This window comes from Methylobacterium fujisawaense (assembly GCF_014138435.1).
Classification (GTDB): Bacteria; Pseudomonadota; Alphaproteobacteria; order Rhizobiales; family Beijerinckiaceae; genus Methylobacterium; species Methylobacterium fujisawaense.
Genome location: NZ_JACJIM010000007.1, coordinates 285490 through 308134 on the forward strand (window position 1 = coordinate 285490; position 22645 = coordinate 308134).

General features: G+C 71.4%; 19 protein-coding genes. 7 read left to right on the plus strand and 12 right to left on the minus strand.

What is annotated here, in order from left to right:
* Positions 1 to 14 precede the first annotated feature (14 nt).
* From GGQ91_RS22320 to GGQ91_RS22330, 3 genes are all read left to right on the plus strand, one after another.
* On the plus strand, positions 15 to 701 hold the full coding sequence (locus GGQ91_RS22320) for a metal ABC transporter permease (protein WP_182592860.1): 687 nt from the start codon (positions 15 to 17) through the stop codon (positions 699 to 701).
* 297 nt (positions 702 to 998) lie between these two features.
* Positions 999 to 2660 (plus strand): OFA family MFS transporter, encoded by a 1662-nt coding sequence (locus GGQ91_RS22325; RefSeq protein ID WP_182592861.1) that lies wholly within the window; start codon positions 999 to 1001, stop codon positions 2658 to 2660.
* Between the two features lie 76 nt (positions 2661 to 2736).
* The gene (locus tag GGQ91_RS22330; protein WP_043381106.1) at positions 2737 to 3654 is read left to right on the plus strand and encodes a LysR family transcriptional regulator; all 918 of its coding nucleotides are present in this window, start codon (positions 2737 to 2739) and stop codon (positions 3652 to 3654) included.
* 396 nt (positions 3655 to 4050) lie between these two features.
* On the opposite strand, the gene rpmG is transcribed toward GGQ91_RS22330, so the two are convergent.
* The 6 genes from rpmG to GGQ91_RS22360 all read right to left on the minus strand — a co-directional run bounded on the left by rpmG (position 4051) and on the right by GGQ91_RS22360 (position 9494).
* On the minus strand, positions 4051 to 4218 hold the full coding sequence (gene rpmG, locus GGQ91_RS22335; protein WP_020092568.1) for a 50S ribosomal protein L33: 168 nt from the start codon (positions 4216 to 4218) through the stop codon (positions 4051 to 4053).
* Positions 4219 to 4324: 106 nt separating this feature from the next.
* Positions 4325 to 5512, minus strand: coding sequence for an MFS transporter (locus GGQ91_RS22340; protein ID WP_343066839.1), 1188 nt, complete (start codon positions 5510 to 5512; stop codon positions 4325 to 4327).
* Positions 5509 to 6252: an NUDIX hydrolase gene (locus GGQ91_RS22345; protein ID WP_053609058.1), complete on the minus strand. Its 744-nt coding sequence runs from the start codon at positions 6250 to 6252 to the stop codon at positions 5509 to 5511. The genes GGQ91_RS22340 and GGQ91_RS22345 overlap by 4 nt, the downstream gene beginning before the upstream one ends.
* Positions 6209 to 6673, minus strand: a complete 465-nt coding sequence (locus tag GGQ91_RS22350; RefSeq protein WP_182592898.1) for a DUF983 domain-containing protein — start codon at positions 6671 to 6673, stop codon at positions 6209 to 6211. The genes GGQ91_RS22345 and GGQ91_RS22350 overlap by 44 nt, the downstream gene beginning before the upstream one ends.
* A 23-nt stretch (positions 6674 to 6696) precedes the next feature.
* Positions 6697 to 9018 (minus strand): ribonuclease R, encoded by a 2322-nt coding sequence (rnr, locus tag GGQ91_RS22355; protein WP_182592862.1) that lies wholly within the window; start codon positions 9016 to 9018, stop codon positions 6697 to 6699.
* Positions 9019 to 9155: 137 nt separating this feature from the next.
* Positions 9156 to 9494 carry a hypothetical protein gene (locus GGQ91_RS22360; RefSeq protein ID WP_043355289.1) on the minus strand — a complete coding sequence of 113 codons (339 nt, stop codon included), beginning with the start codon at positions 9492 to 9494 and terminating at the stop codon, positions 9156 to 9158.
* Positions 9495 to 9600: 106 nt separating this feature from the next.
* On the opposite strand from GGQ91_RS22360, the gene ydiJ reads away from it, so the two are divergent.
* Both ydiJ and GGQ91_RS22370 read left to right on the plus strand, forming a co-directional pair.
* Entirely contained in the window at positions 9601 to 12684 is a 3084-nt protein-coding gene (ydiJ, locus tag GGQ91_RS22365) for a D-2-hydroxyglutarate dehydrogenase YdiJ (protein WP_182592863.1), read from the plus strand.
* A gap of 8 nt (positions 12685 to 12692) precedes the next feature.
* On the plus strand, positions 12693 to 13583 hold the full coding sequence (locus GGQ91_RS22370; RefSeq protein WP_043381100.1) for a ketopantoate reductase family protein: 891 nt from the start codon (positions 12693 to 12695) through the stop codon (positions 13581 to 13583).
* A gap of 138 nt (positions 13584 to 13721) precedes the next feature.
* Here the strand turns inward: GGQ91_RS22370 and GGQ91_RS22375 are convergent, their stop codons facing one another.
* From GGQ91_RS22375 to GGQ91_RS22390, 4 genes are all read right to left on the minus strand, one after another.
* Positions 13722 to 14036, minus strand: coding sequence for a plasmid stabilization protein (locus GGQ91_RS22375; RefSeq protein ID WP_182592864.1), 315 nt, complete (start codon positions 14034 to 14036; stop codon positions 13722 to 13724).
* Positions 14037 to 14053: 17 nt separating this feature from the next.
* Positions 14054 to 15673, minus strand: coding sequence for a hybrid sensor histidine kinase/response regulator (locus GGQ91_RS22380; RefSeq protein WP_043381097.1), 1620 nt, complete (start codon positions 15671 to 15673; stop codon positions 14054 to 14056).
* Between the two features lie 131 nt (positions 15674 to 15804).
* A complete protein-coding gene (locus GGQ91_RS22385) occupies positions 15805 to 17778 on the minus strand; it encodes an AI-2E family transporter (RefSeq protein ID WP_182592865.1) in 1974 nt (657 codons plus the stop codon).
* A 57-nt stretch (positions 17779 to 17835) separates the two neighbouring features.
* Positions 17836 to 18216: a response regulator gene (locus GGQ91_RS22390; RefSeq protein ID WP_043355299.1), complete on the minus strand. Its 381-nt coding sequence runs from the start codon at positions 18214 to 18216 to the stop codon at positions 17836 to 17838.
* A 195-nt stretch (positions 18217 to 18411) separates the two neighbouring features.
* Between GGQ91_RS22390 and GGQ91_RS22395 the strand changes: the two genes are divergently transcribed.
* Positions 18412 to 19047 (plus strand): glutathione S-transferase family protein, encoded by a 636-nt coding sequence (locus GGQ91_RS22395; protein ID WP_182592866.1) that lies wholly within the window; start codon positions 18412 to 18414, stop codon positions 19045 to 19047.
* Positions 19048 to 19192: 145 nt separating this feature from the next.
* Entirely contained in the window at positions 19193 to 20434 is a 1242-nt protein-coding gene (locus GGQ91_RS22400; protein WP_182592867.1) for an MFS transporter, read from the plus strand.
* Positions 20435 to 20440: 6 nt separating this feature from the next.
* Here the strand turns inward: GGQ91_RS22400 and GGQ91_RS22405 are convergent, their stop codons facing one another.
* Positions 20441 to 21682 carry an FAD-dependent oxidoreductase gene (locus tag GGQ91_RS22405; protein ID WP_182592868.1) on the minus strand — a complete coding sequence of 414 codons (1242 nt, stop codon included), beginning with the start codon at positions 21680 to 21682 and terminating at the stop codon, positions 20441 to 20443.
* The gene (locus tag GGQ91_RS22410) at positions 21679 to 22626 is read right to left on the minus strand and encodes a LysR family transcriptional regulator (protein WP_043349301.1); all 948 of its coding nucleotides are present in this window, start codon (positions 22624 to 22626) and stop codon (positions 21679 to 21681) included. Before GGQ91_RS22410 ends, GGQ91_RS22405 begins: the two co-directional genes overlap by 4 nt.
* Positions 22627 to 22645: the final 19 nt, after the last annotated feature.

The window sequence follows — 22645 nt, forward strand, 5'->3', positions numbered from 1 at the left end:
AGGATGGGACCCCGATGAAGCACCTCAGCAAGACCCTCGCCGCCGCCGGCCTGACCGCCCTCCTGTCGAGTGCGGCCTTCGCCGCGCAGGTCGAGCGCGTCCGCGGTACCGTCGACAAAGCCGATGGCAGCACGCTCACGATCAAGACCGACGACGGCAAGACCGAGACGGTGGATGTCGCGGGCGCCAAGTTCGCCTGGGTGGTCCCGTCGAGCCTCGATCAGATCAAGGACGGCGTCTTCATCGGCACCGCCACCAAGGGCGAGAACCCGATGACCGCCCTGGAGGTCGTCCTCTTCCCCGAGTCGATGCGCGGTACCGGCGAGGGCCATTACGGCTGGGATACGATCACCGATCAGACCGCCGGCGCCGGCGCCAAGGTGAAGAGCGCCATGACCAACGGCACCGTAAAGGCCGAGACGTCGGGCGCGCCCAAGGTGAAGAGCGCCATGACCAACGGCACCGTGAAGGCCGACAAGGCGGCCTCGGGCGGCGAGCGCACCCTGACGGTGAGCTACGGCAAGGACGGCTCCAAGGAGATCGTGGTGCCCTCCTCGGCGCCGATCGTCGCGTTCGAGCCCGCCGACAAGGCGATCCTGACGCCCGGCTCCAAGGTCTTCGCCGTGGTCGCCAAGGATGGCGCCAAGGCCGACGGCAAGCTCATCGCGGTCGGCAAGGACGGCCTGACCCCGCCCATGTAAGGCCGGACGGCCCGCCCGACGCACTCCGTCGCGCGGGCCGATCAAGGGCCTGGGGGCGACGTTCGATCTTCGCCTAGCAGCCGCGTCGCGGAGGCTTTCGGCCCGCCGGGAGGGGGCAATCGGTCCGGCCTCGACGCGCGGGGCGAAGGTCCATTCGCCGGGAAGGCGCATACAAACGGCGCGGGAACGGATTAAAATTGCTTCCTCAGCGTGCCACGCGCTGGTGCCGTGCACACAAATCGCGCATCTTCCGCCGCCGAGCGGCCCGTCAACGAGGCTGCGGCGGAGGAATCCAAGATGGGCGCTGGAGTGGCGGGCGCGATCGCGCCTGAGAGAATCCCGAATCTGTTGTCGCGCGAGCGGATCGTCGCCAAGCCGGGCTTCAACCGATGGTTGGTCCCGCCGGCGGCGCTGGCGATCCATCTCTGTATCGGGATGGCCTACGGCCTGTCGGTATTCTGGCTGCCGCTGACCCGGGCGCTCTCCGTGGGTCAGCCGGCTCCTGCCGCCTGCCCCGACATGGGCGTGATGACGGCCCTGTTCACGACGACCTGCGACTGGCGGGTGAGCGACCTCGTCACCGTGTTCTCCATCGGCATCGTCGTGCTCGGCCTCTCGGCCGCCCTGTTCGGCGGCTGGCTGGAACGGGCCGGCCCGCGCAAGGCCGGCATCGCGGCGGCCCTCTGCTGGGGCGGCGGCTTCCTGATCGGCGCCTTCGGCGTCTACGTCCACCAGCTCTGGCTGGTCTGGCTCGGCATGGGCCTGATCGGCGGCATCGGGCTGGGCCTCGGCTACATCTCGCCGGTGTCCACGTTGATCAAATGGTTCCCGGATCGCCGCGGCATGGCCACCGGCATGGCGATCATGGGCTTCGGCGGCGGCGCGATGATCGGCTCGCCCCTGGCGGACAGCCTGATCAAGAGCTTCCGGACCGCGGATTCGGCCGGTGTCTGGCAGACGCTCGCCGTGATGGGTGTCGGGTACATCCTGTTCATGCTGGGGGGCGCCTTCGGCTACCGGGTGCCCCCGGCCGGCTGGCGCCCGGACGGCTGGACCAACCCGACCGCCAAGAACGCCATGATCGCCTCGGGCCACGTCCATCTGCGCGACGCGCACAAGACCTTCCAGTTCTGGATGATCTGGCTCGTGCTGTTCCTCAACGTGTCCGCCGGCATCGGCGTGCTGGCGCTGGCCTCGCCGATGCTCCAGGAGATCTTCGGCGGCGAGCTGATCGGCCTGCCGGGCACCGGCTTCTCCGCCCTCGACGCCGGCCAGAAGGCGCAGGTCGCCGCCATCGCGGCGGGTTTCGTCGGCCTGCTCTCCCTGTTCAACATCCTGGGCCGGTTCTTCTGGGCCTCGATGTCGGACCGGATCGGCCGGAAGGGCACCTACGCGATCTTTTTCGCCCTGGGTGGCCTCCTGTATGCGGCCGCGCCCTGGGCCGCCGGCATCGGCTCGCAGGCGCTGTTCGTCGCGATCTTCTGCGTGATCCTGTCCATGTATGGCGGCGGCTTCGCGACGGTCCCGGCCTACCTCGCCGACGTGTTCGGCACGCAGTTCGTGGGCGCCATCCACGGGCGCCTGCTCACCGCGTGGTCGATGGCGGGCATCGTCGGGCCCTTCGTCATCACCAAGATCCGCGAGGCGCAGGTCGCGGCCGGCGTGCAGGGGGCGGACCTCTACGGCCGGACCATGTACGTGCTCGCGAGCTTCCTGGCGGTTGGGTTCCTCTGCAACCTGCTGGTCCGGCCGCTGGCGCAAAGGTGGTTCATGTCCGATTCCGAGCGGGCCTCCCTGGATGTCCGCTCGGGCGCCACGGCCTCCGGGCCGTCGGGCTCCTTCGGCATCGGCCGCGGCGGCTTCAGCCCCGGCGCCGCCCTGGCCTGGGCGGTGGTCGGCATCCCGATCGTCTGGGGCATCGGCATCACCCTGTCGAAGGCGTTCATCCTGTTCCGCTGAACCCGATCGCTCGGTTGTGGCAGGCACGGCGGGTCGCTAGGTTTCCGGCGCCTCGCCGTGCCGGGATGCCTTCGTCGTGATCGACAAGTTGGACTTCCTGCTCGCGCTCGCCCGCGAGCAGCATTTCGGGCACGCCGCCGAATCCTGCGGCGTGACCCAGCAGACCCTCTCGGCCGGCGTGAAGCAGCTGGAGAACCGCTTCGGCGTGCAGCTCGTGCTGCGCGGCTCCCGCTTCCAGGGCTTCACGCCCGAGGGCGAGCGGGTGCTGGAATGGGCACGGCGCATCGTGGCCGATGCCCGGGCCATGCACGAGGAGGTCACCGGCCTGCGCCGGGGCCTCACCGGACACCTGCGCATCGCCGCCATCCCCACGGCGCTGCCGATGATCGTCAACCTCACCACGCCCTACCGCGAGCGCCACCCGGACGTGCGGCTGACGGTCGAGTCCGCCACCTCGACCGACATCTTCTCCCTGATCGAGAACCTGGAGGCGGATGCCGGCCTGACCTACCTCGACAACGAGCCCCTTGGGCGGGTGGTCTCCGTGCCGCTCTACCGGGAGCGCTACCGCCTCGTCACGGCGATCGGCGGCCCCTTCGACGGCCGGTCCAGCGTCACCTGGGCCGAGACCGGCAGCCTGCCCCTCTGCCTGCTCACGCCGAACATGCAGAACCGGCGGATCATCGATCACCAGATCCGGGAGGCGGGTGTTGACCCCGCCGCAACGCTCGAATCGAACTCGATGATCGTGCTTTTGACCCATGTCCGCACCCTGCGCTGGGCCTCGATCATGCCGGAGATCCTGGTCGATGCGCTGGGGCCCATGGAGGGCGTGCGCACCATCCCGATCACCGCCCCGGACCTGGAGCACACGATCGGCCTCGTCGCTCCGCGGCGCGAGCCGTCCACACCGATGGTGACGGCCCTCGTAGCTATCGCGCGGTCCCTGGCGCGGACGCTCGATCCGGATCTGGCCGCGTCGGGGACCGCCTGAGCGATCGGCTCCGTGCCCGGACCGGGGCGGGGCGTTCCAGGAGCCATCGGCGGGTCGCGCCGAGGGCATGCACCGGCAGCGTCAGTACAAGCCAGATCGCCAGTACCGCCCCGGTGATGAGGATCGCCAGCAGGATCCGCTGCATCGAACCCGCCTTCCGCCCGCCAGGCTGGCCGAAACCGCGGGCCGGAAATCGGCCGGCGAATCGCGCAGCGTCCGGGACGAGTGAGGGTTAACGAGTCGTGCTGGCGTCAGGCTGTCGGCCGCTCGGGCGGCGGCCGGGCAGCTGCCGGGAACGCGCGCCATCGTCGCGCGAGGCGGTGCCGAACAGAAAAAGCCGCCCCGTCTCCGGAGCGGCTTCCCGTCGGCGGTCAGGCTGCGATGCAGCCAGCGACCTTACTTGATCTTGGTTTCCTTGAAATCGACGTGCTTGCGCGCGACCGGGTCGTACTTGCGCATCGTCAGCTTCTCGGTCTGCGTGCGGGAGTTCTTCTTGGTGACGTAGAAATAGCCCGTGTCGGCGGTGGAGACGAGCTTGATCTTGACGGTGACGGCCTTGGCCATGGCGCGGCGCTCCTGCAGGGTGCGGCATTCCGCGTGAGCGAAACGCAAATGGCCGGGAGAGCCCGGCCGAATACGGGCGGGTGAATGCCCGATCGGGCCCGGCAGGTCAAGAGCGTGTGCCCGATCGCTCCGTCGCGGCGAGCCAGCCGGCGAAGGCCAGGAACAGGGCGAGCAGCGCCAGGGCGAAGCCGTGCGGCGGCACGAGGTCGAGCCCGCCGCCGATCACCGGCGGACCCAGCATCAGACCGACATTGTAGAGCACCACGAAGGCCGCGTTGGCCCCCGCGAGATCGTTCGCGGGGGTACGGTCGCCGAGCATCGCGAGGCCGACCGTGTAGAGGGTGCCGGCAATCCCGCCCCAGACGAGGAGGAGCAGGCCGAACGCCACCGGGTTGCCGGCCGCGAATGGGATCAGGGCCGAGCCCGCGGCGCCCGCGAGGCCCGCGCCGAGCAGCACCGCGCCGCGGTCGAGACGGTCCGCGAGCCAGCCGAACGGGATCTGGAACAGCACGTTGCCCAGCGCGATCAGGCTGACGAGGCCGGCCGCTCCTTGCGCGTCGTAGCCGAGGCGCAGGCCGTAGAGGGGCAGGATGGCGAAGATGCCGGTCTCCACCGCGCCGTAGGCGAGGGCCGCCGCCAGGGCGCCGGGGGCGAGCCGGACGTATCCGAGGATGCCGCGGCCGGAGCCCGTCTCGATCGTCGGCGACAGCCCCCGGGCCAGAAGGATCGGCAACCCGCCGGCCAGCATGAGGACGGCTCCCGTCGCGTAGGGCGCCGGTCCCTCGGTCCCGACCAGCGCCAGCAGGAGCGGCCCGACCGCGAAGCCCGCCGCCAGGACGGTGGCGTAGATGCCCATCACGAGGCCGCGGCGCTCCGGCGGGGCGGCGGCGTTGATCCAGTACTCGGAGAGGACGAACAGCGCGCCGAGCGTCATCGAGAAGACGAAGCGCAGGGGGAACCACAGGGCGAGGCCCGGCAGGAGCGGGAACAGGGCGAGGCTGACCGCTCCGACGACGAGCGCCAGTCCCAGCAGAGGCGCGACGCCGATGCGCGCCGCGAGCCGCGGGACGAACGGCACGGTGCAGATGCTGGCGATGCCCGCCACCGCGGTGTTGAGCCCGATCAGCGTGCTCGACGCACCGCGCCGCTCCATCTCGATCGAGAGGAGCGGGATCGACAGGCTCAGGCCGATGCCGACGACGGTGACGCAGGTCACGGCCGCCGCGATCGCCGCCACCTCCTCCGACCTGATCCCGCGCGGCTGGTTCTGCTGCAAGCCGTCTGGACGGCTCACAAGGCCACCCGCTCGCGCCGCCCGTAGCGCTCGTAGTGGAAGGGAATCATCCGGTAGGGCGCGAAATCGGCAGCGATCTGAGCCTCCAGGTCGTCCAGGATCGCGCGGGTTATGTACGGCAGGTCGAGCTTGCGGGCGGCGTCGAGCCGGACCCAGGCCAGTTCGGTGAACTCGGCGTCGGCCTGAATCCGTCCCGGCTCCTCGGCCGCCACCCCGCGGCGGTCGATCGCGAAGAAGCGCGTGTCGAACCGGCGCACGCGCTTCGGCGGGGTGATCGCGCGGGCCACGAGATGGAGCGCTTCGAGATCGGGGAGGACGCCGTGGCGGCCGAAGCCCTCCCAGCCCGCCGGGGGATCCTCGGGAGCGCCGTGCTCGGTCGTGCCGAGCAGCAGGCCGGTCTCTTCGTAGGTCTCGCGGATCGCGGCGAGCGCCAGGGCCCGGCCGAGATGGTGCGGCGGCCGGGAGACCTGCCGGGTCAGCGCCGCCTCCGCGTAATCGGGAAGCGCCCCGGCCACCGGCATGTGGCGGTCGCCGAGTTCGATCCGGCCGCCCGGGAAGACGAACTTGCCCGGCATGAAGGCGAGGTTCGGGTTGCGACGGCCCATCAGGACCTTCGGGCCGCCCTTTCCGCGCCGGTCGATGACGATCATGGTCGCGGCGTCCCGCGGCCGCAGGCGCGCAGCGGCCGGCTTGCCCTCAGGAGCTGTGGCGATCTCGGGCTCCTGCTGCGGCAGCGGCAAGGTGCGTCTCCTCCGGCCCCGGGGCGGGGCGGCTCCGCGGTAGCGTGGCAAAGCCGTGCATGCCAAGGGCGTATTGCAGTCCGACGACGGCGCCCTTCACCGGCTGGAGCAAAACCAGCGCGAACAGGAGCGTGAAGATCGGCCAGACCCCCATCTCCGCCCAGAGAGGCACGTCGTAGGCGCTCTCGGTCTCCAGGATCAGGTAGCCGACGATGTGGGCGACGATGAAGATCACCACGTAGGGCGGCAGGTCGTCGGCCCTGTGGTGGTGCAGCTCCAGGCCGCACACGTCGCATTCCGGCCGCACCTTGAGGAAGCGGCCGAAGATCCGGCCCTGGCTGCAATGCGGGCAGCGTCCGACGAAGCCCCGGGCCAGCGCGGGGATCAGGCGGGTGCGGGCCGGGATCGCATCGGCGGTCATGGAATCGGTGTACATCGGCCGGGTCAGCGGCGCGAGCCGCGGTGGCGCGACCCGGTGTTGCGGATGCCGGGGGGGCGGCCGGGCGGCGCGGGCTTGAAGGGCCGGCCGCCGGATTTCTTGCCGGGCCCGGCGTTCCGGGCGCCGGAGCGGGTCCGCCCCTCGCTGAGCAGCTCGAAGCGCAGAGCCCCGGCCACCGGCGCGGCCTCGACGAGCCGGACCTCGACCCGATCGCCCAGGCGGAACGTCTCTCCGGTCCGCTCCCCCACCAGGGCGTGGCGGCCCTCCTCGTGGCGGAAATAGTCGGCGCCGAGCTGCGAGACCGGCACGAAGCCGTCCGCGCCGGTCTCGTCGAGCTTGATGAACAGGCCGGCCCGGGTGACGCCGGCGATCTGGCCCGCGAAAGTCGCGCCGACCTGGTCGGCGAGGTGGTGGGCGATCAGCCGGTCGATCGTCTCGCGCTCTGCCGCCATGGCGCGGCGCTCCGCAGCCGAGATCTGCTCGCCGATCTGCGCCAGCTCGCCGAGGGAGACGTCGCCCGCGAGCCCGTCCGAGCCGAGCCGGCAGGCGGTGATCAGCGCCCGGTGCACGATCAGGTCGGCGTAGCGCCGGATCGGCGAGGTGAAGTGCGCGTAGCGGCGCAGGTTCAGGCCGAAATGCCCGAGATTCTCGGGGGCGTAGACGGCCTGGGCCTGGCTGCGCAGGATCACCTCGTTGAGGAAGACCCCGTGCTCGGTCTCGGCCGCCGTGGCGAGGATCCGGTTGAACAGGGCGGGGCGCAGCGCCCCTTCCTTGGGCAGCTTGATGCCCACAGAGGCCAGGACCTCGCCCAGCGCCCGCATCTTCTCCAGGGCGGGCTCGTCGTGGACGCGGTAGATCAGCGGCTGGCGGGCGTGCTCCAGGGTCTCGGCGGCGGCGACGTTCGCCTGGATCATGAACTCCTCGATCAGCCGATGGGCGTCGAGGCGCTCCGGCACGATCACCCGGTCGACCGCGCCCTCGGGGCTCAGGAGAACCTTGCGCTCGGGCAGGTCGAGGGCGAGCGGCCCCCGGCGGTCACGGGCCGCGCGCAGGGCCGCATAGGCCGCCCAGAGGGGGCGGAGCGCCGTCTCCAGCAGCGGCCCGGTCGTGTCATCCGGCTGCCCGTCGATGGCTCGTTGCGCCTGCGCGTAGGCGAGCTTGGCCCGGGAGCGCATCATCACCCGGTGGAAGCCGTGGCGGCGCATCTCGCCGTCGGCGGCGATGACCATGCGCACGGCGAGCGCCGGCCGGTCCTCGCCCTCGCGCAGGGAACAGAGATCGTTCGAGATCCGCTCGGGCAGCATCGGCACGACCCGGTCGGGGAAATAGACCGAGTTGCCCCGCTCCAGCGCCTCGCGGTCGAGGCTGGAGCCGGGGCGGACATAGGCTGCCACGTCCGCGATGGCGACGGTGAGGATGAAGCCGCCGGCATTGGCCGGATCCGGATCGGCCTCGGCCATGACGGCGTCGTCGTGGTCCTTGGCGTCCGGCGGGTCGATGGTGAGGAGCGGGCGGTCGCGCCAATCCTCGCGGCCCTTCAGCGTGGCGGGCTCGGCGGCATCCGCCTCGGCCAGGGTCGTGTCGGCGAAGACGTGCGGGATGTTGTGAAGGTGCAGCGCGATCAGGCTGACGGCCTTCTCGGACCCGAGTGAGCCGAGCCGCTCGCGGACCCGGCCCCGCGGCAGGCCGAAGCGGGTCTCGCGCTCCAGGGAGACGCTGACGAGGTCGCCGTCGCGGGCCTGCCCTTCTTCGCCGGGCGGGATCAGGATCTCGCGCCCCTGCGAGCGCTTCTCGACGGGCACGATCCGGCCGCCTTGCGCGCCGGCCCGGTAGACGCCGATGATCTCGGCCTTGTTCTTCCCGATGACCTTGACGACCCGGCCGGTGTAGCCGCCCTCGGCGTCGCGCTCGACGCGGATCAGGGCGCGGTCGCCGATGCCCGGGGCCGGCCGGCTGCCCTTGCGGGGGCCGCGCGGCTGCGTCAGCACGATGGCCGGCGGCTTGCCCGTGCCGATCCATTCCACCGGTATCGCCAAGAAATCGCCGTGGCGGTCGCGGGAGCGGATGTCGGCCAGCACGACCGGCGGCAGATGGCCCGCCGGGGCGAGGCCGCCGCGGCCACGGTCGAGGGCGCCCTCCGCCTCGATCTCCTTGAGGATGCGCTTCAGGTCGATCTTGGCGGCCCCCTTGATGCCGAAGGCCTGGGCGATCTCCCGCTTGCCGACGCGTTCCTTCGACTCGGCCACGAAGGCGAGGATCTGCTCGCGGGTGGGGAGGGGCGGAGGAGCATCGGGCTCGGCCGCGGGGGCGGTGGTGCGTCGTGCCAAAAGGGGGATGCCGAACGGTTCTGCGGTAGACGGGACCCGCGTGCGGGCGCGGGACCGAGGCGTCGGTCCTGTAGGACTAACATGGGGGTCCCGCCCGCCCGCGGCAACGCCGCCCCGGCTTTCCTCAACAGGCGCGATCAGCCGGTCGAGGCGCTCGTCCGGATGCGTGCCACGGCTTGGTCCATGTCGAGGCCGGGTGCGAGCAACTCGTCCAGGGTGAAGGGACAGGCGCGCGGCAGGGTCAGGTTCACCCGTCCTTCCTGCGGCGCCAGCTCCGGCGTCTCGGCCTTCCGGATGGCGAGCGTCCAGGCGCCGTCCATCCGCAGGCTCTCCGGCTCGGGGGGATCGTCCGCGAGGGCCCTGAGCTTGGCGCGACCCGCATCGCGGCACGCGCGGCTCAGGCCGTCGTCGGAGAGAAGGGCGGCCTTGATCAGCTCGGCCAGGGCATCCCTGACTCGTTCGACGCTCGCGTTCATGGGTATCCGTCCCGAAGATCGCGGGTGCGTGGCAAGCCGGATGCCAGCGCGCGCGTCATCCCGTCGCCGATGGTCTCCCGCGCTCCGCCGGGTGTAGAAGGCGCGGATGATCCCGGTCCTGACCCGCCACACCGAGGCCGTGCCGCTCTATGTTGCCGCCTGCGCCGAGTTGCGCCTGCGCGGCTTCGAGGGCGATCTGACGCTGTCGGACGCCGACCGCACGGTCTTCTCCACCGACAACTCGATCTACCAAGTGGCGCCGGGGGCCGTGGCCTTTCCCCGCAGCCGCGACGATCTCGTGCGCATCGCCAAGCTCCTCGAGGATCCGCGCTTTTCCGAGATCGTGATCCGGCCCCGGGGCGGGGCGACCGGCACCAACGGCCAGTCGCTGGGCCACGGCCTCGTGGTCGACACCTCGCGGCATATGAACCGCATCCTGGAGATCGACGTCGCGAACCGCTTCGTCCGGGTCGAGCCGGGGGTTGTGAAGGACCAGCTCAACCGGGAGCTCGCCAAGCACGGCCTGTTCTTCGCGCCGGAACTCTCCACCTCGAACCGCGCCACGATCGGCGGCATGATCTCCACCGATGCCTGCGGGCAGGGCTCGTGCCTCTACGGCAAGACCCGGGACCACGTCCTGGCGCTGACCTGCGTGCTCACCGACGGCACGGTCTGGACCGCCGAGCCCCTCGACGCGGAAGGCCTCGAAGCCGCCAAGGGGCGCAACGACCGGGTCGGGGCGATCCACCGCACCATCGATGCCGTCGTCACCGCGAATGCGGCGCTCATCGCGGAGCGCTTTCCCAAGCTCAACCGCTGCCTCACCGGCTACGACCTCGCCCATCTGCGCGATCCGGCGGGGCGGTTCGACCTCAAGAGCGTGATCTGCGGCTCCGAAGGAACCCTGGCGCTGATCGCCGAGGCGCGGATCAACGTGCTGCCGATCCCGAAGGCCGCGGTGCTGGTCGCGCTGTCCTACGTCGATTTCGATGCGGCGCTCCGCGACGCGCAGGCGCTGCTGCCCTTCGGCGCCGCCTCGGTGGAGACCATCGACTCCACGGTGCTGGCGCTCGCCCGCAAGGATCCGATCTGGGCCGAGGTGCGGGCCTTCTTTCCCGACGATCCGGCCGGACGGCCGGTGGACGGCATCAATCTCGTGGAATTCGTCGGCGACGACGCGGCCTCCGTGGAGGCCGCCCTGGCGCGGCTCACCGGCCTGCTGGAGGCCGAGCGCGGCACCGACACCAAGCGCCTCGGCTTCACCATCGCCCGGGGCGACGCCATCGAGCGGCTCTGGACCATGCGCAAGAAGGCGGTGGGCCTCCTCGGCGCCGCCCAGGGCGATGCCCGCCCGATCCCCTTCGTGGAGGATACGGCCGTCCCGCCGGAACGGCTCGCCGATTTCATCGCGGAGTTCCGGGCGCTCCTCGACGGCAAGGGGCTGCGCTACGGCATGTTCGGCCACGTCGATGCCGGCGTGCTGCATGTCCGCCCGGCCATCGACCTGAAGGATCCGGACCAGAACGGCCTGATCCGCGAGGTCACGGAAGGCGTGGTCGCGCTCACCGCCAAGTATGGCGGCCTGCTCTGGGGCGAGCACGGCAAGGGCTTCCGGTCGGAGTTCGTGCCCGCGACCTTCGGGCCGCTGATGCCGGCGCTGGAGGCGGTCAAGCGCGCCTTCGATCCGGGCGACCGGATGAACCCGGGCAAGATCGCCTCGGCCAAGGGGGAGGGGCTGACCCGGATCGACGGCGTGCCGCGCCGGGGCGAGCAGGACCGCACCATCCCGGCGGCGGTCCGGCGGGGGTTCGACGAGGCGCTCCATTGCAACGGCAACGGCGCCTGCTTCTCGTTCGATGCCGACGAGGCCATGTGCCCGTCCTGGAAGGCGACGCGGGAACGCCGGCATTCGCCCAAGGGTCGCGCCTCGCTGATGCGCGAGTGGCTGCGCCGTGCGGCGGAGGCGGGGATCGACCCGGCCGCCGAGCTGGCGCGGCAGCGCGCCGGGTGGCTGCACGACGTGGCGGCGACCTTGCGGAGCGGTATCCGCCGCCGGTCGGAGGCCGACGATTTCTCCCACGCCGTCAAGGAGGCGATGGATGGCTGCCTCGCCTGCAAATCCTGCACGGGGTCCTGCCCGATCAAGGTCGATGTGCCGACCTTCCGGGCCAAGTTCCTGGCGCTCTATCACACGCGCTACGCCCGGCCGCTGAAGGATCACCTCGTGGCGGCGTTGGAACCGCTGCTGCCGCTGGCGGCCCGGATGCCGCGCCTGAGCAACGTCGTCCTGACCAATCCGGTGGCCCGGCTGCTTCTCGCCCGGGCCGGGCTGGTGGCGATCCCGGCCCTGTCGCCCGTCGCTCTCACGGAGCGGCTGGCGGATCTCGGGGTCGCCGTCGCGACGCCGGACGCCCTGGCCCGGCTGGATGCGCAGGAGCGGGCGCGGGCCGTGCTGGTGGTGCAGGACGCCTTCACCACTCATTTCGACGCGGACGTCGTGGCCGATAGCTGCGCACTCCTCATCGCCCTCGGCTTCCGGCCCTGGCTCGTGCCCTACCGGCCGAACGGCAAGCCGCTGCACGTGCACGGCTTCCTGGCGCGGTTTGCCGCCGTCGCCCGGTCCAATGCCGCGATGCTGCGCGATCTCGCCAGGCACGGCGTGCCCCTGGTCGGGATCGATCCGTCGATGACGCTGACCTACCGGTCCGAATACGCGCAGGCGCTGGGCGACGATCTCCCGAAGGTCCATCTCCTCCAGGAATGGCTGGCCGCCCGGCTCGACCGGATCGCGCCGGGCCAAGGCGGCCGCACGATGCGGCTGCTGCCCCATTGCACCGAGCGCACCAACGCTCCGGGCGCGGTGCGGGACTGGCAGGCCGTGTTCGCCCATCTCGGCCTGCGGCTCGAAGTGCCGGCCGCCGGCTGCTGCGGCATGGCGGGGACCTACGGGCACGAGGCGCGCCAGCGCGCCACCTCCGAGGCGATCTACGGCCTGAGCTGGGCCCGCCACGTGGCCGAGGCGCCCGGCTGCACCCTGCTGGCGGACGGATATTCCTGCCGGTCCCAAGCCACGCTGGTCGACGGCGTGCGGCTGCGACACCCGGCCCAGGCGCTCCTCGAGCATGTCCGTGCGGATGCCGGCGGCGCTGCGGCCTTCCATCCCGCCCGCGCCGCGGCTGCGGCGCCATGAGATCTGCCATGAACGTCGCTGTCGTCGGGGCCGGCGCTGTCGGCTGCTATTATGGGTTTCTCCTGGCGCAGGCCGGCCACGCGGTGACGCTGATCGGACGCCCCGCCCTGGTCGAGGCCGTGGGGGCGGCCGGGCTGGTGCTGGAGCGCGCGGCCGGGACGGCCTCGGTCCCCGTGCGGGCGACCGAGGCCGGCGACGGCGTGTCCGGCGCCGACCTCGTGCTGGTCTGCGTGAAGTCCGGCGATACCGAAGCGGCGGGTGCGATGATCGCAGGCCATCTCGATCCTGCCGCGACGATCCTCAGCCTCCAGAACGGCGTCGACAACGCGGAGCGGCTCGCCGCCGTGCTGGACCGGCCGGTCGTGCCGGTGGCGGTCTACGTCGCCACCGCGATGGCCGGCCCCGGCCATGTCCGGCACAACGGGCGCGGCGACCTGATCCTCGGCGCCTCGAAGACGAGCGACCGCATCGCCGCCGCTTTCACGGCAGCCGGCATCCCCACGACGGTCTCGGCGCGCGCGGTCGACGCGCTCTGGGCGAAACTGATCACGAACTGCGCCTACAACGCCCTCTCGGCCCTGACGCAGCGTCCCTACGGTCGCCTGCTCCAGGGCGAGGGCGTCGTCGCGGCGATCACGGATGTCGTTCGGGAATGCGTCGCCGTCGCCGAAGCCGACGGGGTGTCGGTGCCCCCCGACATCCTCGACACCGTGCTGGATCTCGGTGTCACCATGTCCGGGCAGCGTTCGTCCACCGCCCAGGACCTCGCCCGCGGCCGGGCCAGCGAGATCGACCACCTCAACGGTTTCGTCGTTCGCAAGGGCGCGGCGCTCGGCATTCCGACACCGGCGAACCGGTTGCTGCACACGCTGGTCAAGCTCGCCGAGCACAAGGACTGACATCGCTCTCCGGCGCCCGGACCGTCACCCCGAGCGCAGCGACGCGGCCCGGGGTGGCGCCACGTCGGAGAGTCCGGCGCCGCTGCATTGCTGCGCTGCCCTCGCGAAGACGAGGGCGGCCCGGTGCGCACAGGACGGTTACGCCCGTGCGGCGGCGTTGGCCTTGCGGGTCGCGGCGGCCTTCCTGGCGGAGGCGGAGCGTTCCGCGGCCGTCCGCCCGGCCGAGGCCTTGCCGCCGGATTCGCCGCCCTTGTGGGCGGCCGGATGTCCGGTGGCCTTGCCGCGGCCCGAGCCGCCCGGCTTCTTGCCGCCGCCGTCATCCTTGTTGACGGTGGCCCAGGCCCGGGCCTCCGCCTCGTTCTCCGGCACCCCGCGGGCCTCGTAGGACCCGGCGATGTGCTCGGCCTTGCGCTTCTGCTTGTCGGTGTACTTCGATTTGTCGCCCTGGGACATGGGCCGTCTCCCGAAGCTCAGCCCACCCCGGTCGGACCGTCGAGGATGGCGCGCACGCGGCGGACCAGCTCCGTGCGCCGGTAGGGCTTGTTCAGGAGATCAAACTCCGAGCCGCCGATATCGGTTCGCTCCAGGCTCGCCTCCGCGTAACCCGTGGCGAGCAGCACCTTGAGCTTGGGCTGGCGGCGGCGGGCTTCGCGGGCCAGCAGCACGCCGTTCATGCCGCCGGGCATGATCAGGTCGGTGAAGAGCAGATCGATGCGCTCGCTCGAATCCAGGATCTCCAGGGCCTCGCGGGCATTGCTCGCCACCAGCGTCGTGTAGCCGAAGTCCCGCAGGATGGTGCGGGCGAGTTCGGCCACGTCCTCGCGGTCGTCGACGATGAGGATCGTCTCGGAGCCCTGCCGATCAACGGACCGCAGCGAAACCTTGGCAGGGGCATTGACGTCGCCGTCGGTCGCGGGGAACGACAGGCGCACCGTCGTGCCCGCACCCACCGCCGACTCGATCTGCGCCGCGCCGCCCGACTGCTTGGCGAAGCCGTAGACCATCGACAGGCCGAGCCCCGTCCCCTTGCCCTCCTCCTTGGTGGTGAAGAACGGGTCCATCACCCGGGCGAGCACGGCCGGCGGGATGCCGGTACCCGTGTCCTTGATGGCGATGCTGACATAGCGCCCGTCGCGCAGCGGACCGAGCTCCCGGCCGCGGGCGGCGACCTCGCTGTTCTCCGTGGAGATCCGGACGGTGCCGCCCTCCGGCATCGCGTCGCGGGCGTTGATCAGGACGTTCAGGATCGCGACCTCGGCCTGGGTCGGATCGACCCGGCAGTTCCAGAGGTCCTCGGCAAGATCGAGTTCGACCTTCACGGCCTCGCCGACGGAGCGGGCGACCATCTCGCCCATCCCCTCGATCAGGGTGTTGAGATTGACGGCGCGCCCGTCCAGCCGCTGCTTGCGGGCGAAGGCCAGCAATTGCTGCGTCAGCGTCGTCGCGCGCTCCGCAGCCTGGCGGATGTTCTCGGTGGCGCGGCCGAGCCGGGCGCGGTCGGCATCGGGCTTCTCCAGCCCGGCCGCCAGGATGTCGACGTAGCCGACGATCACCTGGAGGAGATTGTTGAAGTCGTGCGCGATGCCGCCCGTGAGCTGGCCCAGCGCCTCCATCTTCTGAGCCTGACCCAGCGCTTCCTCTGCGTCGCGGCGGCGCGAGACGTCGAGCTGAGAACCGAAATAGTACACGAGCTCGCCGTCGGCATTGTAGACCGGCGAGACGAACAGGGCATTCCAGAAGGTCGAGCCGTTCTTGCGGTAGTTCAGGATCTCGGTGGCGAACTCGCGCTTCTCGGCGATCGCGGCCCGGACCTGCGCGACGCTCTCGCGGTCGGTTTCGGGGCCCTGAAGGAAGCGGCAGTTGCGCCCGATCAGCTCTTCCGGCGTGTAGCCCGTCATCGCCAGGAACGCCCGATTGGCGAAGATGATCGGGTTGTCGGGCTGGCGCGGATCGGTGACGATCATCGGCATGCGCGTCGTCTCGACCGCCGCGAAGAAGATATCGCTGCGGCGGTCGGTCAGGTCACTCGGCGCGCTGTCCCTGATCGGAGGGCTCGGCCCGGAGGGCGGTGTTTCTGGGGTCTCAGACATGCGCGGTGATGTTCAGCCTCCGGGACGTAAAAGCATTTTGCGCGCGCCCGATCACGAAAAGCGGACGGAACACTAGCGGTCGAGAGCGCGATGTCGACGGCCCGTCCTCAGAGGTGGTGTCGCACGGCGCGTCATGCCACTGCCGGCTGCGCCGAACCGGAGCGGGCAGTCACGGGTGCCGGGACGAGCCGGGTGGGTGCGGATTCCTGGCAGGCGCCGAGCACAGCCGAGAGCGCCTCGTTCAGCGATGTCACGAGGAAGTCTGCCGAGGTCGCCCGGCGCAGCCGTTCCAGGGTCGCCGGATCGCGCTCGCGCCAGAAGCCCACGAGGATGCGCACGCCCGGCACCGCCGCACGGGCCTGCCGGACGGTGAAGCGGATCTGCGAGAGGCTCACCGGCTCGAGATACGAGAAGCAGATCAGCGCGAGCCCTTCCGGATTGTCGGGACGCTCGCCGGCGCGGATCGCGGCCATCGAGAGAATCTGCGAGACCAGCCCGTGGCGGGCGAGGATCTGGCTCAGCATCAGCGTCGCCGCCTCGTCGAACGGGCCGCGGCTCGACACGCACAGCACCGGCGTCTCGCTGCGCCAGTTGGGGGCGAGATCCTCGCGCTCGAGGACGATGCCGGCCACTTGCCGGTCGGGCCCAATGGCGGCCAGCGCCGCCGCAGTCTCGGTATCGGGCCCGCGCCCGGAGCCTCGGCGGCTTCGCCGGGTCATCGGAGCGGTCCCGAGGCGGTCGACGACCGTGCGGATCGCCGCCCCGACCTCCGCCTGCCGCTCGCGGTCCAGGGTGCCGCGCGAGAGATCCTCCTGCGCGAGCAGCAGGCCGGCGAGGGCGACCTCGTCGTAGTAGGTGACCAGGGCGCGCTCCTTGAGGAACTGCCAGCCCTGGTCGATCGCCTCGACCGGATCGCCGGCCAGCATGCGCTGGTAGAAGATCTCGGGCGGCGACAAGGCTGGCTGATCGCCCAGCAGGACGTCGAGGTACCAGAGGCGCTCCACGTGCCGGCCGAGGACCACGAGGCACACGGTGAGCGGCGTGGCCAGGACGAGGCCGATCGGCCCCCACAGGAACGTCCAGATCGTCGCCGCGAGGATGACGGCGACCGGCGAGAGGCCGGTGGAGTGGCCGTAGAGGAGCGGCTCGACCACGTGGCCGCAGATCGGCTCCACCACCAGGAACAGGACCGCGGTGGCGATCACCATGCCCCAGCCGGGATCGACGGCGGCGGCGAGGATCAGCGGCAGAAGGGCGCTGATCGCCGCGCCGATATAGGGCACGAACCGCAGGATCGCCGCGAGGACACCGAACAGGGTCGGACTCGGGACGCCGATCATCCAGAGTCCGAAGCCGATGACGAGGCCGAAGGCGATGTTGAGGGCGAGCTGGGCCAGGAAGAAGCGGCTGAGCCGGCTCGTGGCATCGTCGATCGCCGCCGTGGTGCGGCGCAGGTCGCCCGAGCCGCCGGCGAGCCGGATCGCCCGGTTTCGCAGATCCTCCCGCTGGAGCAGGATGAAGATCGTGAAGATCAGGATCAGGCCCGTCGTGGCCAGCGGGTGCAGGATCGGGCCCGCGAAGGTCTGAAGCGTGTCGACCACGCTGGCGCGGGCGGGCGTGAGTTCCACGGTGAGGGGATGCGTGCGCGATCCCGGCTCGCCGCGGACCTCCGCGGCCGGGGGCGGCTGCAGGGTGGCGCTGAGGTCCTGCACCATGTCGACGATCCGCGACAGGGTGCCGGTCCCGGCCGTCGCCCCGCGCAGATCCTTGATCTTGGTACGCATCACCTGCGTGTAGCGCGGCAGGTCCGAGGCGAGCTGGGACGCCTCGCTGGCGATCAGGCTGCCGATCCCGAACAGGGCGCCGAAGACGATCACCACCACGAGGAGGACCGCCGGCGCACGCGGCACGCGCAGCCGCCGCAGGACCCGGACGGCCGGCACCAGCACGAAGCTGAGGAGGATCGCCAGCGTCACCGGTACGAGGATCTCGCGCCCGAGATACAGGGCCGCCAGCGTGGCGACCACGAGGAGGATCGAGGCCAAGGCCACGAAGACCGGCAGGCCCTGCCGCAGGCGCTGGGCAGTGACGGGATCCTCGCTCACGGACACGCTCCACTCACATCAGGTCTCGGGATCGCAATTCGCGCGTCCGCGGTCGGGTCAGCTCGCCGGGGCGGTCTCGCCCAGGGCGGTGCTGATCTGGCTGAGAAGCTTCGAGAAATCGACCGGCTTCGGGTGGTAGTCGTCGCAGCCGGCCTGGATCGCCTTGTCGCGGTCGCCCGACATGGCGTGGGCGGTGAGCGCGATGATCGGGATCGCCCGCGTGTCGGTGCCCGACTTCAGCGTCCGGGCGACGGACCAGCCGTCCAGGACCGGCAGGTTCATGTCGAGCAGGATCACGTCGGGCTGACCCGAGCGGGCTTGTCGGACCCCGGCCTCGCCGTCATGCGCGAGGATCACCTCGTACCCGCGCCGCTTGAGGCGGCGGGACAGGAAGTCCCAGATCTCTTCGTGGTCCTCGACCAGCAGAATCTTCGCCATCAGAACTCATACCCCCGGCTCGCGTCGTGCCGGACGGCAGCTCAACGCGCGGCATCGCACAATCGCCCAACGTTCCTGCCCCGATTCCGGTCCCTGGAGAAGGGCCGCTTCGGTGCGAGGTTGACCCGTCCTCCGGCCGGTATGAGCGTGTGCTTCGGCGAATCGACAATCCTCTGAGGGGGCGGAGCCACCAATATGCCTGACATCGAGTTCTTTCATTCGCCCAATACCCGCTCGTCAGGGGTGCGCGTCCTGCTCGAGGAACTCGGTGTCCCGTACCGGCTGCACGTGCTCAATATGCGCGCCGGCGAGCACCTCGAAGGGGCCTACCGTGCCGTCAATCCGATGGCGAAGGTGCCGGCGATCCGCCACGGCGAGGCCGTGGTGACCGAGCAGGCGGCCATCTACCTCTACCTCGCCGACCTGTTCCCCGAGGCCGGGCTCGCCCCGGCGCCCACCGAGCCCGACCGGGCCGCCTATCTGCGCTGGATGGTGTTCTACGGCTCCTGCTTCGAGCCCGCGGTGATTGACCGGCACCTGAAGCGGGAGCCGGGCCCACGCGCCATGTCGGCCTATGCCGATTACGACAGCGTGATCGCCCGGGTGAAGGAGGCGCTGACTCCGGGGCCGTACCTGCTCGGCGAGCGCTTCAGCGCCGCCGACATCCTGTGGGGCGGCGCCCTCGGCTGGACGACGGGCTTCGGCCTCGTGGAGCCCGCGCCCGTCCTGACGGCCTATGTCGAGCGCATCCGGTCCCGTCCGGCCGCCCGGATGGTCGCGGCGGAGGATGCGCAGCTCGCGGAGGCGCATCAGGCGGCCGCCTCGGCCTGAGCGCCGCCGGGCTCGGGCGGCAGCGATCCCCCGCACCGGATCCGGCGTTCGACGCGCACGGTTCTGTCGCGCAACGGGGTTCCGCTCCGGCGGGGGAGATGCGATGTCGCGAGCCTGGTTTGGCCCGCGTCGCGCAGCGTCCCTCATGACCGACAGCACAGAGCCGGCTCTCGTCCCCGCTGCGACGCTGCCGAAGTCGCCGCCGACGTCGATCCCGCGTCTCATCGTCGTCCTGGCCTGTGCGGGGTTCGGCAGCACCTTCGCGCTCCGCTCGGTCGAGCCTCTCGTCGGCGTGCTCGCCCGGGATCTCGCGAGCGACGCCCACACGGTGGCGCTCCTCTCCACCGCCTTCGCGCTGCCTTACGCCTTCATCCAGCCGGTGCTCGGCCCGATCGGCGACGCGCTCGGCAAGGAGCGGGTGATGAGCACCTGCCTCGCGGTGCTCGCCGTCGCCCTGACCCTGTGCAGCATCGCCCCCGATATCGGCAGCCTGTTCGGCCTGCGCATGCTGGCGGGGGCGGCGGCGGGGGGCTGCATTCCGCTGTCCCTGGCGCTGCTGGGTGACCGGGTGCCGATGGAGGGCCGTCAGGTGGCGATCGGCCGGTTCCTGGTGGCGGTGATCCTCGGCCAGCTTTCCGGCTCGACCTTCGCGGGCCTGATCGAGGCGGCGATCGGCTGGCGCGGTGTCTTCGCGGTCACCGCGGCGGTGGCGGCCATCGCCTGCGCGGCGACCGTGTTCGGGTTCGACCGGACCGGCCGGCCCGCCGCGCGCCGTCCGGCTTTCGGCGAGGCGGTGACCCGCTACCGGACGATCCTGCGCAATCCCCGGGCGCGGGTGCTGTTCTCGGCGGTGTTCATCGAGGCCATCGCGATGTTCGGCGTGTTTCCGCACCTCGCCCCGCTGATCGAGGCCCGCGGGGAGGGGGGGCCGCGCGAGGCCGGCCTCGTGCTGGCGGGGTTCGCGGTCGGCGGCCTGCTCTACTCGGCCCTGGTCGGGCTGCTGGTGCGGCTGCTCGGCCTGCCGCGCATGCTCATCGGCGGCGGCCTGATCTGTAGTGCGTCCCTCACCGTCGTCGGGCTCGCCGGCACGTGGCAGGTCGATTGCGCCGCGCTCACCGCCATGGGGCTCGGCTTCTACATGCTGCACAACACCTACCAGACCCAGGTCACCGAGGTGGCGCCCAAGGCCCGCGCCTCCGCGGTGGCGCTCCATGCTTTCTCATTCTTCTGCGGGCAGGCGCTCGGCGTCGCGGTGATAGGGCAGGCGCTGCTCCGGTTCGGCCAGCTCGGCGCGCTCCTGGGATGCGCCGTCACGATCCTGGCGCTCGGGATCGGCACCGCCATCGCCCTGCGGCAGAAGCCGGCCCCGGTGGCGTTCCCGGGCTGAGCACCCTCAGGGCCGCTGCAGCGCCAGCGCCTTGAGGTCGAAGCCCGGATCCGCCGCCTGATCCGGGCTCAGCGGCGTTCCGGCCGTGAGCAGCCGCCGGGCGATCATGTGGTCGCCCGCCCGGTCGACGGATTCGACGGCGCTCAGGCGTCGGTCGCGGAATCGGAAGACCGAGAAGGCGGAGCCGGAGCCGCGGACCACGCTGGCATCCGTGGGGCCCGCCAATCCGGCGATCTGCAGCTTGTGCCGGCCCTGGTCGCTCCAGAACCAGGGCAGCGCGCCGTAGGCCGCCGGCTTGCCGGTGAGCCGCGCCGCCAGGCAGCGCCCCTGGTCGATGGCGTTCTGCACGGACTCGATCCGCACGGTGCCGTCCGGCGTGAGCCCGTGAGCGAAGGGACTGGGAAACCGGGCGCAATCGCCGATCGCCGAGATGGCCGGATCGGGTGTCGACAGGAACGCGTCGACCCGCACCCCATCCTCGGCCGGCAGGCCCGCTTCCAAGGCGAGCTCCCGGTTCGGCAGCACCCCGATGCCGACCAGGACGAGGTCGGCGGGCAGTTCCCGGCCGTCCGCGAGGGCCACGCCGACGGCACGGCCGTCCCGCCCGAGGATCGCCGTCACGCCGGCACCGAAGGCGAAGCGCACGCCCATCGCCTCCTGCGCACCGCGGAAGAACGCGCCCATCTCGGCCGAGACCGCCCGGGCCATAGGCCGCTCGGCCGCCTCGATCACCGTCACGGAGAGGCCGCGCCCGGCCGCGACGGCGGCGAATTCGAGCCCGATGAAGCCCGCGCCCACCACGACGATCGCCCGGGCCGCCTCGATCTGCGCCCGGAGCGCGTCGGCATCCGCGAGGCCGCGCAACTGGCGCACGCCGTCGAGCTCGGCTCCGGGCACGGGCAGGGGCCGGTTGCGGGCGCCGGTGGCGATCACGAGGTGGTCGTAGGGCAGGTGCCCGCCGTCCGACAGCTGCAGAAGACGTGCCGCCCGGTCGATCGCCACGGCGCGGAGCCCCGGCCGGTGCGCGATGGCGTGCTCGGCGAAGAAGCCGGGGGGGCGCAGGAACAGGCCTTCCTGGTCTGTCTTGCCGGCGAGGTAGGCCTTCGACAGGGGCGGGCGCTGGTAGGGAAGGGCGGCCTCGTCGCCCACCAGGGTGATCGGATCCCTGAACCCACCCTCGCGCAGGGAGGCGGCGAGTTGGAAGCCGGCCTGGCCGGCGCCCGCGACGACGATTCCGACTGGACTCACGCCTTGGCTCCCGCCGGCACGAGACCGCTCTGCGCGACGCCCGGCAGGCTGCGCGCACCCTCCGACATCAGATAGGACCAGACCGCGGAGGCGGCCGGACCCAGCACCTTGTCGGCGCGCCGGACCGCGTACCAGTCGCGCCGGATCGGCAGTCCCTTGACGTTCAGGAGGACGAGGCGGCCGCTCTCCAGCTCGGCCGCCACCGAATGCACCGAGAGCAGCGCGATCCCGAGCCCGGCCATCACCGCCTGCTTGATGGTCTCGTTCGAGCCGGTGTCGATGTCCAGCGGCGCCCGCTTGACCAGGACGCCGCTCATGAACTCCTCGAAGACCATGCGCGTGCCCGAGCCCTCCTCGCGCAGGAAGAACGGCTGGTCGGCGAGATCCTCGCGGTTCAGGCCGGTCTTGCCCGCGAGGGGATGGCTTGGCGGGGCGATCAGCACGATCGGATGCGGCCCGAAGGTCGCCGCCTCGATCGGGAAGTCCCGGGGCGGGCGGCCCATCAGGGCGAAGTCGATCTCGTAACCGCGCAAAGCCTCCACGGTCTGGCCGCGATTGCGCACCGACAGGCTGATCTCGACCCCGGGATGCTTCTTGACGAAGCCCGCGATCACCTGCGGGGCGAAGTACTTGGCGGTGGAGACGACGCCCAGCGCCACGCGCCCGCCCTCGGCGCCCCGCAGGGTGCGCAGGCGGTCGGTGCAGGTCTCCAGCACGGTGTTGATGCTGTCGATCGCCCAGAGCATCTCGCGGCCGGCATCGGTCGGCTTGAGGCCGCCCGGCGTCCGGTCGAACAGCAGCAGCCCGGCCTCCTCCTCCAGCTGGCGGATGCGCGCGTAGAGGGCGGCCGAGGTGACGTTCAGCTCCTGCGCCGCCCGGGTCATGGTGCCGAGTCGGGCCACGGCAGCGACCGCCTGAAGCTGCTTGAGGGAGAGATTGCGCATGGCGGACATCTCGTTTTTT

Excerpts from the sequence above, each read along its gene's own strand:
- GGQ91_RS22320 (WP_182592860.1), top strand. The coding sequence starts at position 15 with ATGAAGCACCTCAGCAAGACCCTCGCCGCCGCCGGCCTGACCGCCCTC.
- GGQ91_RS22325 (WP_182592861.1), top strand. The coding sequence starts at position 999 with ATGGGCGCTGGAGTGGCGGGCGCGATCGCGCCTGAGAGAATCCCGAAT.
- rpmG (WP_020092568.1), bottom strand. The coding sequence starts at position 4,218 with ATGGCCAAGGCCGTCACCGTCAAGATCAAGCTCGTCTCCACCGCCGAC.
- GGQ91_RS22350 (WP_182592898.1), bottom strand. The coding sequence starts at position 6,673 with ATGACCGCCGATGCGATCCCGGCCCGCACCCGCCTGATCCCCGCGCTG.
- GGQ91_RS22360 (WP_043355289.1), bottom strand. The coding sequence starts at position 9,494 with ATGAACGCGAGCGTCGAACGAGTCAGGGATGCCCTGGCCGAGCTGATC.
- ydiJ (WP_182592863.1), top strand. The coding sequence starts at position 9,601 with ATGATCCCGGTCCTGACCCGCCACACCGAGGCCGTGCCGCTCTATGTT.
- GGQ91_RS22370 (WP_043381100.1), top strand. The coding sequence starts at position 12,693 with ATGAACGTCGCTGTCGTCGGGGCCGGCGCTGTCGGCTGCTATTATGGG.
- GGQ91_RS22375 (WP_182592864.1), bottom strand. The coding sequence starts at position 14,036 with ATGTCCCAGGGCGACAAATCGAAGTACACCGACAAGCAGAAGCGCAAG.
- GGQ91_RS22380 (WP_043381097.1), bottom strand. The coding sequence starts at position 15,673 with ATGTCTGAGACCCCAGAAACACCGCCCTCCGGGCCGAGCCCTCCGATC.
- GGQ91_RS22390 (WP_043355299.1), bottom strand. The coding sequence starts at position 18,216 with ATGGCGAAGATTCTGCTGGTCGAGGACCACGAAGAGATCTGGGACTTC.
- GGQ91_RS22395 (WP_182592866.1), top strand. The coding sequence starts at position 18,412 with ATGCCTGACATCGAGTTCTTTCATTCGCCCAATACCCGCTCGTCAGGG.
- GGQ91_RS22400 (WP_182592867.1), top strand. The coding sequence starts at position 19,193 with ATGACCGACAGCACAGAGCCGGCTCTCGTCCCCGCTGCGACGCTGCCG.
- GGQ91_RS22410 (WP_043349301.1), bottom strand. The coding sequence starts at position 22,626 with ATGCGCAATCTCTCCCTCAAGCAGCTTCAGGCGGTCGCTGCCGTGGCC.